Annotated in this window: 11 protein-coding genes; 4 read left to right on the top strand and 7 right to left on the bottom strand. The window is 61.1% G+C overall.

The genetic code is table 11. The features are described 5' to 3' along the window. Positions 1 to 12: 12 nt before the first annotated feature. Together hmgA and AC3FLX_RS08275 are read right to left on the bottom strand one after the other, a co-directional pair. Positions 13 to 1,344 carry a homogentisate 1,2-dioxygenase gene (hmgA, locus tag AC3FLX_RS08280; protein ID WP_488695483.1) on the bottom strand — a complete coding sequence of 444 codons (1,332 nt, stop codon included), beginning with the start codon at positions 1,342 to 1,344 and terminating at the stop codon, positions 13 to 15. A 394-nt stretch (positions 1,345 to 1,738) separates the two neighbouring features. Then, positions 1,739 to 2,122 carry a helix-turn-helix domain-containing protein gene (locus AC3FLX_RS08275; protein WP_488695482.1) on the bottom strand — a complete coding sequence of 128 codons (384 nt, stop codon included), beginning with the start codon at positions 2,120 to 2,122 and terminating at the stop codon, positions 1,739 to 1,741. 283 nt (positions 2,123 to 2,405) lie between these two features. Between AC3FLX_RS08275 and AC3FLX_RS08270 the strand changes: the two genes are divergently transcribed. Together AC3FLX_RS08270 and AC3FLX_RS08265 are read left to right on the top strand one after the other, a co-directional pair. Beyond that, complete coding sequence (locus tag AC3FLX_RS08270; protein WP_488695480.1) at positions 2,406 to 3,026, top strand: TetR family transcriptional regulator C-terminal domain-containing protein; 621 nt, start codon at positions 2,406 to 2,408, stop codon at positions 3,024 to 3,026. Between the two features lie 305 nt (positions 3,027 to 3,331). After that, a complete protein-coding gene (locus AC3FLX_RS08265) occupies positions 3,332 to 4,240 on the top strand; it encodes an alpha/beta fold hydrolase (protein WP_488695627.1) in 909 nt (302 codons plus the stop codon). A gap of 205 nt (positions 4,241 to 4,445) precedes the next feature. Here the strand turns inward: AC3FLX_RS08265 and oxlT (AC3FLX_RS08260) are convergent, their stop codons facing one another. The 4 genes from oxlT (AC3FLX_RS08260) to oxlT (AC3FLX_RS08245) all read right to left on the bottom strand — a co-directional run bounded on the left by oxlT (AC3FLX_RS08260) (position 4,446) and on the right by oxlT (AC3FLX_RS08245) (position 9,158). Next, positions 4,446 to 5,771 (bottom strand): oxalate/formate MFS antiporter, encoded by a 1,326-nt coding sequence (oxlT, locus tag AC3FLX_RS08260; protein ID WP_488695479.1) that lies wholly within the window; start codon positions 5,769 to 5,771, stop codon positions 4,446 to 4,448. Between the two features lie 623 nt (positions 5,772 to 6,394). Continuing rightward, complete coding sequence (locus AC3FLX_RS08255; protein ID WP_488695478.1) at positions 6,395 to 6,607, bottom strand: hypothetical protein; 213 nt, start codon at positions 6,605 to 6,607, stop codon at positions 6,395 to 6,397. 249 nt (positions 6,608 to 6,856) lie between these two features. Continuing rightward, complete coding sequence (locus AC3FLX_RS08250; protein ID WP_488695476.1) at positions 6,857 to 7,768, bottom strand: LysR family transcriptional regulator; 912 nt, start codon at positions 7,766 to 7,768, stop codon at positions 6,857 to 6,859. 46 nt (positions 7,769 to 7,814) lie between these two features. Continuing rightward, on the bottom strand, positions 7,815 to 9,158 hold the full coding sequence (oxlT, locus tag AC3FLX_RS08245) for an oxalate/formate MFS antiporter (protein ID WP_488695474.1): 1,344 nt from the start codon (positions 9,156 to 9,158) through the stop codon (positions 7,815 to 7,817). 213 nt (positions 9,159 to 9,371) lie between these two features. On the opposite strand from oxlT (AC3FLX_RS08245), the gene AC3FLX_RS08240 reads away from it, so the two are divergent. Both AC3FLX_RS08240 and AC3FLX_RS08235 read left to right on the top strand, forming a co-directional pair. After that, complete coding sequence (locus tag AC3FLX_RS08240) at positions 9,372 to 10,331, top strand: LysR family transcriptional regulator (RefSeq protein ID WP_488695472.1); 960 nt, start codon at positions 9,372 to 9,374, stop codon at positions 10,329 to 10,331. Positions 10,332 to 10,439: 108 nt separating this feature from the next. Next, positions 10,440 to 10,757, top strand: coding sequence for a LysR family transcriptional regulator (locus AC3FLX_RS08235; protein ID WP_488695470.1), 318 nt, complete (start codon positions 10,440 to 10,442; stop codon positions 10,755 to 10,757). A gap of 96 nt (positions 10,758 to 10,853) precedes the next feature. Here AC3FLX_RS08235 and AC3FLX_RS08230 read toward each other — a convergent pair whose 3' ends face one another. Next, positions 10,854 to 12,983, bottom strand: a complete 2,130-nt coding sequence (locus AC3FLX_RS08230) for an acetate--CoA ligase family protein (RefSeq protein WP_488695469.1) — start codon at positions 12,981 to 12,983, stop codon at positions 10,854 to 10,856. Positions 12,984 to 12,985: the final 2 nt, after the last annotated feature.

Raw genomic sequence — 12,985 nt, 5'->3', positions numbered from 1 at the left:
GCACTCCGATTTTCAGCGCACGTTCGGGTTGAAATGCTTCTTCAGGCCCTGCCAGCACGTGTAGTAATCGTGCTGCAGCAGCGCCGATTCAGCGGCGTAGCGGGTGGGACGGATCACGCCCGGCGTTTCGAACATGAACGCCATCGTGTCGGTGATGTGGTGTGGTGTGTCCGTATTCGACGCCGAGGCCCGTTCGAATGTCTCGGCATCTGGACCGTGGCCGCTCATGCAGTTGTGCAGGCTCGCGCCGCCCGGTGCAAAGCCTTCGGCCTTGGCATCGTAGACACCGGCAACCAGGCCCATGAACTCGCTGGCGATGTTGCGATGGAACCAGGGTGGGCGGAACGTATCCTGCGCCGCCAGCCAGCGCGGGCCGAAGATCACGAAGTCGATGGTGTCCACGCCCGGCGTGTCGGACGGCGACTGCAGCACCAGGAAGATCGACGGGTCCGGGTGGTCGAAGCTGATCGAGCCAATCGTGTTGAAGTGGCGCAGATCGTACTTATAGGGCGCGTAGTTGCCGTGCCAGGCAACCACGTCCAGCGGCGAATGGCCGATCTCGGCGCGCCAGAGGTTGCCCTGGAATCTCGCCACCAGTTCGAACTTGCCTTCCCGGTCTTCATAGTTGGCCACGGGCGTCAGAAAGTCGCGCGGGTTGGCCAGGCCGTTCGAGCCAATCACACCCAGATCGGGCAGCTTGAACAAGGCGCCATAGTTTTCGCAGATGTAGCCGCGCGCCTCACCATCGGGCAATTCCACGCGGAAGCGCACGCCTCGCGGGATCACCACGATTTCCTGCGGCTCCACGGTCAGGCGGCCCATTTCCGTCGCAATCAGCAGGCGGCCCTGCTGCGGCACGATCAGCATTTCACCGTCGGCGTTGTAGAAGAAGCGGTCCTGCATCGACTGGTTGGCCAGGTACAGGTGAATGCCGCAGCCAGTTTGAGCTTCCGGGCCGCCATTCCCTGCCATCGTGACGATGCCGTCGACGAAATCGGTCGGCGTCGCGGGCATCGGCGGCGGGCTCCAGCGCAGCTGGTTGGGCGACGGCGGCACGTCGTCGAAGCGGCTCAGCCAACGCTCGTTCTCGATGCGCGTAAAAGGCTTGTGCATGGCCGCAGGCCGAATCCGGTACAGCCAGGCGCGACGATTATGGGCGCGCGGCGCCGTAAAGGCCGTGCCGGAAAGCTGCTCGGCATACAGACCATAGGGCGCGCGCTGGGGCGAATTACGGCCAACCGGCAGCGCGCCGGGCAGCGCCTCGGTGGCAAATTCATTGGCAAAACCGGACATGTACTCGGCCGCCACCTGCGTGTCTGCCGCATGCAGTTGTGTTTGCGTCATGGAGTCTTCCTCTCACACCTCCGCCGGCACGGAACGGCCAGCGTGTTCTCATCGGCATGGCGTATCCGCCATATCCATCAAATTACGTATAGTAAAATTGATTAACCAAATCGTAATCACGACGGCGAGCGATGTCAAACCACAATTACGATAGGCGAGCGGCGGCGTGCCGGGCGATCCCATGTGGATCGATCGATGGCAACGTACGATGAAAAGGGAAACAACGGGCACAGCGCGCGCTGAAGCACGCACTGCGAGGAGGCAGCGGAAACGCGGCGCCATCGGAAATGGCGGCCGGCAATAGACCAACGCTCAGGCTCGGGACCTGAAGGCGCTGAAGCGGATAGCGCGACAGGACAGGATGTGGTCCTGTCCTGTCACGAATCCTGAAGAATCAGACGGGCTTGTGGCCCTCCCCCGACGCGGGACCCGAACCGAATCCACCAGACGAAGGGGTCGATGCAGCCGGCGCTGCCGGGGCAGGCTGGCCAGCCATCGATGCGGCCGTCACCCCGCCGTTACGGCTGGCGATGAAAGCGTTCACGTCGGCGGCAAGATGTTGCGGCGCGAGTACCACTTCAAGACCCAGCGCCTCGCAAGCCGCCAGGAAAGTGGACATACGCGGGTCGGCCTGACCCGATTCGGCACGCAGATAAGCCTCGCGGGAAATCCCGGCCTTACGGGCGACGTCCTCCTGCTTGAGCTTGCGCGCTCGACGCAACGCCCGCAGTTGCCGGAACGGTTCGCTAGCGCCTCTTGGCACGGCTGTACTGTTCATGTCGGTCTCCAGTCACCAGTGAAAAAAAAGTGCGCGGACGTGCATTCGAGTATAGAGCACGTAAAGCGTTCCGTAAGGTCTGTTGTGGAACACTTTTACAGATTTCTTATGATGGCTTGATCTTGCCTTCCGGACCCTCGTCCAAAAGACTGATAAAGCACAGCATCCTCCTCCCGCCCCCACATAACGACAATGCGCGCTTTGCGTTGACGTCACATCAGTATCGTCCATGTGTGGCACAAGGCAAGTTGACAAACCGACCGGTCGTGCTATTCTCAAACGCATGCAAAAGGGACAGCTCACGCGCACCGCGATCATCGAACAGGCTTTGCAGTCGGCTACCCAGGTCGGCTTCGAGCAGTTGTCGCTTGCCACGCTGGCGGCGGACACCAACATGTCGAAGAGCGGCCTGTACGCTCACTTCAAGTCGAAAGAGGCATTGCAGGAGGCGGTACTGGAGCGCGCGATGGAGCGCTTCGCGGAGATCGTCGTGCAGCCCGCCATGCGCGAGAACCGGGGCGTTGCCCGGCTTGAGAAACTGTTCGACGGCTATCTGACGTGGATCGCGGGCGCGGTGATTGAAGGCGGCTGTGTGTTCATGGCGTTATCGCAGGAATATCGCAATCGGCCAGGCGTGATACGCGACAAGCTGGTGCAGGCATTCAAGGATTGGCACAGCACCATCGTACGCGTGATCACCGATGCCGTTGACGAAGGTGACCTGCGCACGGATACCGACCCGCGCCAGTTTGCGTTCGAGATGGTTGGCATTGGCATGTCGTTCCAGTCATCGTCACGATTGATGGCGCGCGCCGATGCGGAAGTCATGGCCCGGCACGCGTTCGCCAGACTGGTCAATGACGTGAGAGAGAATCGCGCCAAGCAGGCCGCCGGCACATATTAGACCGGCAGCAAGGCGCTTGCGAACACGCAGTAACCACGGCACGCCGGGCAGCGTCGTGGTGGTTCAGACGGCATTCTTGCCGTGTTTTCTTGCCCAAAAAATAGCACGACTGGTCGGTCGTAAACAGAAAAAAGATGAGACCTTGCAGAGTCTCGTCGCCGCCCAGATCGGTAAATGATCAGCTGGAGGTGTTCGTCGTGCCGCAAGTGCTGTCATCCACATCCCAACCCGCCGCCGTCTCCAAGGATGGTGGCACCCTCACCCATCCGCGCGGGTCAATCGGCAAAACGCTGGAAGCCGGCATCATGGCCTGGCGCCGATTCCGCTGGCAGACCGGCAGTCTGCTGTTTCCGACGGCGACTGCCAGTGCGCTGGAGCGTCTATGGTTCAGCCCGCCGCGCGGAAAAACCAGTCCGGAAGGCCGTCGGCTGCTCGACTCGGCCCGCACCGAATGGGCGCTCGTAACCGGCCAGGGTGCCAGCCGGCGCGTGCGCGTCTATCGCTGGGGTAGCAAGGGACCTGTAGTGCTGCTCGCGCATGGCTGGGGTGGCAATGCCGGTCAATGGCACGCGGTGGCCACCGGGCTGCTGGCGGCGGGCATGCGCGTGGTGGCATTCGACGCGCTCTCGCACGGCGCCTCCGATGCCGGTGCTCGCGGGCAACAACAGACATCGATCATGGAGATGGCACGGTCACTGCTGGCCGTGGCCTGGCATGTCGGGCCAGTGCAAGCGATCGTCGCCCACTCGCTAGGCGGCGCGGCGGCTGCCCAGGCCATTCGCGAAGGACTGCCCGCGCGTGGCGTCGCCATGATTGGGGCACCTGCCGATATGTACGACGCGTGCTCCGCGCTGGCATGGCAACTTGGTATCGCACCCCCTGTGCTGGACCGCATGCGCCGGCGCAGCGAGCAATGGCTGGGCGCGAACTGGTCGACCTTCAATGTGCCGGATATCGGCCGCACGCGACCAGTGCCACCCGTGCTGGTCGTTCATGACCGCGACGACAAGGAAGTTCGTTGGGAGGATGGCGCGGCCATAGCGGGGGCATGGCCCGATGCACGCCTGGTCACCACCGAGGGTCTGGGCCACCGCAGGATTCTGCGTGACGCCGACGTGATCGCGCATGTCACACGATTTGTGTGTGGACTGGCTGCCGCGCCGGCACTGCCGCCCATGTCATCGATGCCGCGCAAGGTGCCAGCGTCGCAGTGAAATGCTGGCGGATCGGATAGCCACAATCGGCCCGGATTGAGCCACCTGCCCTGCCGGCTTGTCCCGCTTCCGTCGACTGGCGGAAGCGTACGATGACGAGCGACATTGCTGGCGGTTAATTGCTGAATATCGCCCGATCACCAGTCTTTGCATCAAAAGAAAATGCCCGCACGGAGCGGGCATTTTTTTGTGGGTTGAAATCGTCTTAGGTCAGGTCATCCGGCACCGGGCGATAGCCCATCGGGGAGGTCGTGCTGTCCTGGACAAACTTCTTTGCATGGGCCTCGCGCATCGGCTTGAGGACGAAAATCGCCATCAGCGCGGAGATTGCCGCCATGCCCGAGGCCAGCATGAACACCGCATGCCAGTCACCGGTGGCTGCCGTGATCACGCTCGAAAACGGCACCAGCAAAGCAGCCGTACCCTTGGCCGTATAGAGCATGCCAGCATTGGTCGCCGCAAACTTTGGCCCGAAGGTATCGCCGCAAGTTGCCGGGAACAGGCTGTAGATTTCACCCCAGGCAAAGAACACGATACCGGTCAGGATCACGAAAGCCACGGGATTGTGCCCGTACTTCGCCAGCATCAGGATACCGACCGCCTCCACCGCAAATGCCACGAACATCGTGTTTTCGCGGCCGATATTGTCAGACACCCAGCCGAAGAATGGCCGAGTCAGCCCGTTCAGCACGCGGTCGATGGTCAGCGCGAAGGTCAGCGCGGGCAGCGTCAGACCCATGATCGACACCGGCGAGTCGTGCAGGCCAAAATCCTTGGCGATCGGACCCAGCTGCGCCGTAGCCATCAGGCCACCCGCCGCCATCATCACGAACATCGCGTACATGACCCAGAAGATCGGCGACGACACCACCTGGCGCGGCGATGCGTTGTAGGTGGTCGCTGCCTTGAGCGTGGACTTCACCTCCGACAGGATCTTGCTCGACGGCGGCAGCAGCAGCAAACCCAGGACCATCACGATAAGGCCCTGCCCCAGCCCGAAGGACAGGAAGGTGGACTCGTAACCGCTGGTCTTGATCATGTTGGCGATTGGCACCACGGTCGCCGCCGATCCGGCGCCAAACCCGGCGGCCGTCAGCCCCGCGGCGAGACCCCGGCGATTCGGGAACCACTTCAGGGCATTGCCGACGCACGTACCGTAGACGGCGCCAGCGCCAACACCGCCGATCGCCGCAGCCACGTAGAGCATCGGCAACGTGGACGCTACCGAGTTCAACGCCCAGGCCAACGCGCACAGCAGGCCGCCACCCACCACAACCGGGCGCGGGCCGTACTTGTCCACCAGATAACCTTCAATCGGCACCAGCCAGGTTTCGGTCACCACAAAGATCGTGAATGCCACCTGGATCGCGGTGCGACCCCAATGGTATTTCTCGTCAATCGGATTGACGAACAGCGTCCAGCCATACTGCATGTTGGCGATCATCGCCATACAGATCACGCCAAATACCAGCTGCATCCACGGCGATGCATACCAGGATGCTGGCGCGTTTGCGCTTTGCTGACTTTCCATGGTGTCTCCTTCTAGGCGGGTGTGCCCCGTCGTTATGGAATAGGCACCTGCATTGGATGCCGATGGTGTGTACCGCTGTGCTTTGTTGTTGTCATATCGAACGGCTTAGCCGCTCTAGTGCTATACAGTATGTGGTATATCAACCAAGTCAAGGCGATTTGGACGCATGCCTGACCTATCAGGAAGACATTTGAAAGCATGTGATGCCATACACCTCCGGACTGGTGCTCCCGGTGCATTAAAAACTTGTAATGAAGTGAATCGATCCCTTTTCCAATCAATGGCTTAGGCATTGATTCGGCATCAATAAAAAATGCTGCGGCGCATGTCACTGATAACCCGGCCTAGGGAAAATACCGAGCCTTATATGACGCTCGAATCAGCAGCGCATTAACTGAATCACGGACTATTCAGTAGCGCTTCGAATAAATGGGGGATGGGTCCGAAAGGGATATGCCGGTCTGCGTCGGGACCTGAGATCCTCGGGCGCAGGGGCATGATAGGACTGCTGAACTGCTGAACTTGCTGAGAAGACGGCCGCTGAGAACTGCGGAGTACTGCACTACTTCGGGAGTTGCCGGCCGCTACAACGTCCCAGGACTACTGACTAACCAACTACAAAATCAGGCGTGCATGAAGCGCGGTTGGAGAACCATATCCGATGCCGAGCTACCAATGCCGGTGGATTCGTCGGAAGAACCGAGGCCAGCAAAGCGACCGTGCTCCTGAGCGGTGGTCAACAGGCCCATCGGCAGGATGGTGGCCAGGACGTAGGTAACGGTAACACCCAGCGAAAGGACACCGAGGGCAAGAATGGTAAGCAGCGTGGCGTTCATGAAAACTCCTAAGTCGTAAGGATCAAGGTGGATTCATTATATGCTGCACTGCGAGGTCTGTAAATATTTGGTATGTGATATATCTAAAGACGAATCGCTCTAAAAACAACAACGCACCCCGTGGGGTGCGTTGTTAGTCTCAGAATGCGGTGAATAGACCGATGTCAGGTGGGATTCAGGTGCTCTACGTGCAGGATGCGGCCCAAAAAAAAGGTGTCGCAGCGCGGCACGTGAATCCAATTCATCGCCCTACCCCACCTTCTTCAGCAAGCCCTGGTCGTATTCCTGGGCGCGAAGGTTGTCCCACACAGCCGCGGCGTTGGGCTTCAGCGACCGCGCCTTGCGCCGGACCAGCATCACGTTGGACGTGACCTGGGGCCGCAACGGTCGCAGGACAGCAGCGGGAGCCATGCCGCTGGCCTGCGCACGTGACGGCACCACGCCAATGCCCAGCCCCATCGCCACCATGCCGAAGATGGCTGCGAAATGCCCGAGCAATTGCAGCGAGCCGGGCCTGACGTGATACGTGGACAACGCGCGCTCCACCGCGGGCTGAACGCCCGAATTCTGATCGAGCGCCAGAACCGATGCATCGGCAAGTTCGCCCCAGCCCAGTGATTCACGCGCTGCCAGTGGATGATCTGCAGGCAGCACCGCTTGCAGCGGGTCCACACAGAGCGGTTCGCAGTAGAGGTCGTCGCACGGCGCGGGGTTGCTTGCAATACCGAAATCCACCTCGCCGCTGCGCACGCTCTGCAAGACGCAGTCGTGCGAGCGATCGCGCAAGGTGATGCCGATGCCTGGCCATGCCTTGCGGCAGCCGGCCAGCCACATCGGCACCGACATCGACGACAGCACCGGGTCCGTTGCGATCTGCACCGTGCCCTGGCTGGGCTTGCTGGTGCCGTGGCTGTCGCGCAGCGTCTGCTCGACTTCTTCGATCAGATGGCAGATACGCTGCGACAGCATTTCACCGGCATCGGTCAGTTCCACCTGGCGCGTGGTGCGGTCGAACAGCCGTTGATCGATTTCTTCTTCCAGCTCGCGCACGCTACGGCTGATCGCCGATTGCGTAAGACCCAGCTCCGCCGCGGCGCGCGTAAAACTCTTCTGGCGCGCCACCGCGGCAAAGGCCTTCAACTGAGGAAGCGAAACATTCATGGTGCCGCTCCTTCCTTGCTGAGACTGCTGTTGTTATCGGCGCGGGCTATTCACCTTTGCCAGTTGAGAAACCTGCCATATAGGTACCGCTGTCGCTGACCGGCCTGGCCTCCGCATGGCCCGTGATGAACCGCCGGCGCATCGGCTGCAATACGAACTTGGCTGACAGCCCCGCGGCCACGGTCATCACCGCCGCCACCGCGAACACCAGGTTCCAGCCGCCCGTATGGGAAAGCACCGAAGCCAGCGGCACCAGCAGCGCGGCCGTGCCCTTTGCGGTGTACAGCGTGCCTGCGTTGGCGGCCGCGAATTTGCTGCCGAAGGTATCGGCACACAGCGCCGGGAAGATCGAGAAGATCTCGCCCCAGAACAGGAACGTCAGCGCCGCGAAGAGCATGAACCAGTACGGATCGTGGCCAAGCTCCAGCAGCCCGATCAGCGACAGTCCTTCGCCGATGAAGATCACGAACATCGTGTTCTCACGGCCGATACGATCCGAGATAAAGCCGCACAGCGGACGCGTCAAGCCGTTGCAAAGGTTGTCGATCGACAGCGTCATCGTCAGCAGCGGCAGGGTCACGCCAAGCATCGTCATCGGCATCGAGGCGAAGCCGAAATCCTTGGCGATGGGGCCGAGCTGCGCGGTGGCCATGATGCCGCCCGCAGCCACCGCCACGAACGAGATATAGATCACCCAGAACACCGGCGTGCGCACCATCTGGCCCGGCGTGAATTCCACCGGATTGGTCAGGATGGCCTTGTTGGCCGTCACGTTCTTGGGCGGCTGCGGTTTCACGAGCAGCAAGGCCATCGCAAAGATCAACACGCCCTGCAAGATGCCGAAGGTGAAGAACGCATGCTCATAGCCCGACTTCTGGATCATGTTGGCAATTGGAATCACGGTCAGTGCCGATCCCGCGCCGAAACCAGCGGCCGTCAGGCCGGCGGCCAGGCCGCGCTTGTCCGGGAACCACTTCAGCGCATTACCCACGCACGTGCCATAGACGCCGCCCGCACCAATGCCGGCGATCACCGCCGCCGCATAGAGCATCGGCAACGACGTGGCATAGGAATTCATGACCCATGCCAATCCGGCACAGATCGCACCAACGGCCACCACGGGGCGTGGGCCAAACTTGTCGACGAACCAGCCTTCCAGCGGCACGAGCCAGGTTTCAGTGACGATAAAAATGGAAAAGGCGACCTGGATTGCAGAGTCGCCCCAATGATGCTTTGCGTTCATGGGCGTAACGAACAGCGTCCAGCCATACTGGAGGTTCGCCACGAGGCCCATACAAAGTACACCGATGAATAGCTGGAACCAGCGGTTGCGGAGCAGTCCGCCATTGGAATTGCCCACGGCGGGGCCCTTCGCATCGATGTGCGCCATGTCGTGTCTCCTTGCATTAGTGTCTTTCGCGCTCTACGGCGCGAGTTGTGGGCTGGCCTGGGGGGACGCCCGACTTTCACTACTGAATGAGCGCGCCTGACATTGCGGCACGTGTATTCGTGGATTGATGCTACTTCAAACTTAGATCACCACAACATAAAGTTTTTTATTATGATCATTAACAATCATTTATAGATTGCAGGATATCGTGCAATGAAGAACGCCACGCTGCGCCAGTTGAAAGTGTTCGAAACGGTGGCCCGCCACCTCAGCTTTTCACGCGCGGCGGAGGAGCTGCATCTCACGCAACCCGCTGTTTCCACACAGGTTCGGCAGCTGGAGCAGCATGTGGGGCTGCCCCTTTTCGAGCAACTCGGCAAGCGCATCTACCTGACGCCGGCCGGTACGGAAATGCTCCATTACAGTCGCAGCATCATTCAGCAATTCCGTGAAGCGGAAGACGCAATGGCGCAGCTTAAGGGTATTTCCGGGGGGCGTCTGAACGTGGCGGTCATCAGTGCAGGTGACTATTTCTTTCCACGCCTGCTTGCTGAATTCATGAACCGGCATAATTCGGTCACCCTCAATCTTGCAGTGCACAACCGCGAGGAACTGCTGCATCAGCTTGCAGGCAACCTGACCGACCTGGCCGTGATGGTACGCCCGCCCGAAGGGATGGACACCATCGCCGAACCCTTCGCGCCCCACCCGTACGTCATCGTCGCCGCGCCGAATCATCCGCTCGTGGGCCAGCGCCATATTCCGCTGGCGGGCCTGGCCGAGGAAGCGTTCGTGTCGCGCGAAAAAGGTTCCGATACCTGGAACTCGATGCAGGAAGGCTTTGCAGGCCGTCTCTCGAACCTGCGCATCGCGATGGAGATCAAGAGTACGGAAACGATCAAGCAGGCCGTCATCGCCAACATGGGCATCGCCTTCCTGTCCGCGCATACGGTCGGGCTTGAACTGCAGACGGGCAAGCTCGCCGTACTCGATATCGAAGGCTTTCCGGTGATGCTGAACTGGTACGTGGTCCATCGGAAGAACAAGCGGCTGCCTCCTGTGGCGCTCGCATTCAAGCAGTTCCTGATGGAAGAAGGCCACACGCTGATCCAGCAGATCACCGGTGTGGAAGGCCTGATTCGCCCCCATCGCTCGAAGTCATCTCATACATAAGCAATAACTTATGGTTTTGCGATAAAACTTTAATTATCGTAAATCGTTCGTCGAACCTAAGCTGCACACATCACACGCTGTCGACGTGTGCAACCACAGGAGACGATCATGAACCACCTCCAATCCGACGCGCCCGCCACCGTTGCAATGTCGACGGCCGTCAGCGAGATGCGCCACCTTGATCGTGAGGTCCAGCTGGCCGCCTACAATGCCGCGTTCACCGAACTCGGCCTGCGCTTCCGCTGGGACACGCCGATGTTCGAATGGCTGTGCGGCATCGAATGCGAGAAGACGCGCGTCACGCGCTATATCGAGCAGTACCACGCCCACCTGCTCAACGCGTACGAAGCGCCGTTCCTTAGCCAGCTGATCTTCGACAAGAAGAACGAATACCTGCGTGCGATGACTGGCGCAGGCGCCAACTGACGCCGGTTTCCGGGCCGCGGCAATGTCTGCGGCAGCGAATTGCAGCATCGATGGCCCCGCTCCACGCGGGGCCATCGCCGTTTTGGTCTGCCAGCGTCAGATCTTGCCAGCCCCACGCGCCCACTTGTACTTCGCCCCCAGCACCGCCACCGGAATTTCGGTCGAGTAGGCATAGGCGGGCACGCCGTGCTCGTACAGGTATTCGGCCGCTTCCTCCACCTGCACATCACCCGCCAGCGACGCCACGATCGGTTTCTCGATGCCCCGCGCCTTCATTTCCTCCTTGACCTCGATCACCAGCTTGGCGAATGTCATCGGCGGCGTGATGATCGTGTGCCAGTACCCAAGAATGATCGCGTGGATGCGCGGATCTTCCAGGCCCAGCTTGATCGTGTTCTTGTAGGTCGACGGCGGCTCGCCACCGGTGATGTCCACCGGGTTGCCCGCGGCCCCGAACGGCGGAATGAACTTGCGGAACGCAGCGTCCAGGTCTTCCGGCATCGTCATCAGGGACAGGCCATTGTCCACGCACGCATCCGACAGCAGCACGCCCGAACCGCCAGCGCCGGTGATAATCACCACGTTCTCACCCGTCGGCGTCGGCAGCTTGGGAATGCCGCGCGCGAATTCGAGCAGGTCGCGCAGCGAACGGGCGCGAATCACGCCAGCCTGCTTGAACACGTCCTCGTAGATCTTGTCGTTGCCGGCCAGCGCGCCCGTGTGGGAGCTGGCGGCACGCGCGCCCAGGCTGGTGCGGCCCGCCTTGAGCACCACCACCGGCTTCTTCCTTGAAACGCGGCGCGCGACTTCGGCGAACGAACGGCCATCCTTCAGATCTTCGCAGTGTTGGGCGATGATCTCGGTGTTGTCGTCCTGCTCGAAGAACGTCAGCAGATCGTCTTCATCGATATCCGATTTGTTGCCCAGGCCCACGATGGCCGACACACCCATCTTGGCCGAACGCGAGAAGCCGATGATGGCCATGCCAATGCCGCCCGACTGCGAAGACAGCGCCGCCTTGCCCTTCACGTCGTACGGCGTGCAGAACGTGGCGCAAAGGTTCTTCGGCGTGTAATAGAACCCGTAGATGTTGGGGCCCATCAGGCGGATGTTGTGCTTGCGCGCGATGGCCACGATCTCTTCCTGACCTTCGACGTTGCCGGTTTCGGCAAACCCCGACGGAATCAGCACGGCACCCGGAATGCCCTTCTTGCCGACCTCTTCCAGCGCCTGCGCAACGAACTTGGCGGGGATGGCGAACACGGCCACGTCGACGTTGCCCGGCACATCGAGCACGCTCTTGTACGCCGGCATGCCCATGATTTCCTCTGCCTTGGGATGGATCGGGCAGATCTTGCCCTGGTAGCCGCCGTTGATCAGGTTCTTCATCACCGAGTTGCCGATCTTTCCGTCCTCGGCCGATGCACCGATCACCGCCACCGTATCGGGCTCCATGATCCGGTTCATCTGGCGGACGATCTCTTCCTGGCTCGGACGATACTTCTCCGGTTGCGGCGAGTGATCAACCACGATACGTACGTCGGCGGCAATCGCCCCATTCGCACTGGCGAACACCGGGTTCAGATCCAGTTCGGAGATTTCGGGGAAGTCGTCGACCAGTTCCGACACGCGCTGGATCATGGTCGCCAGCGCCTCGCGGTTGGCCGGCGCGGCACCGCGCACGCCCTTGAGCACCTCGGCGGCGGCAATGCCGTCGAGCATCGACACGGCATCGTCATAGCTGGCCGGCGCCATGCGGAAGGTCACGTCCTTGAGCACCTCGACCAACACGCCGCCCAGGCCAAATGCCACGAGCTTGCCGAACGACGGATCGGTCACGGCGCCGATGATCACTTCCTGGCCGCCCGCAATCATCTGCTGCACCTGCACGCCGACGATATTGGCGTCGGCCTTGTACTTCCTGGCGTTTTCGATGATCGTCACGTAGCCCTGCTCCACGTCGGCCGCAGACTTCAGGCCGACCAGCACGCCGCCGGCTTCGGTCTTGTGCAGGATATCGGGCGAGACGATCTTGAGCACCACCGGAAATCCCATGCTGGTGGCCAGCTCGACGGCGCCGGTGGGCGACTTGGCCACACCCTCTCCGGGCACCGCGATGCCATAGGCGTCGCAAACCAGTTTGCCCTCGGGGGCGGTCAGTGCATCGCGCCCTTCTTCCCTGACGGTCGCCAGGATCTTTCGTACCGCATCCTTGTCGTGTGCCATGT

It is taken from the genome of Cupriavidus sp. 291-E7 (genome assembly GCF_057798835.1).
Note: the sequence above shows the minus strand (reverse complement) of the source record. Positions and strands in the feature narration are given on the sequence as shown.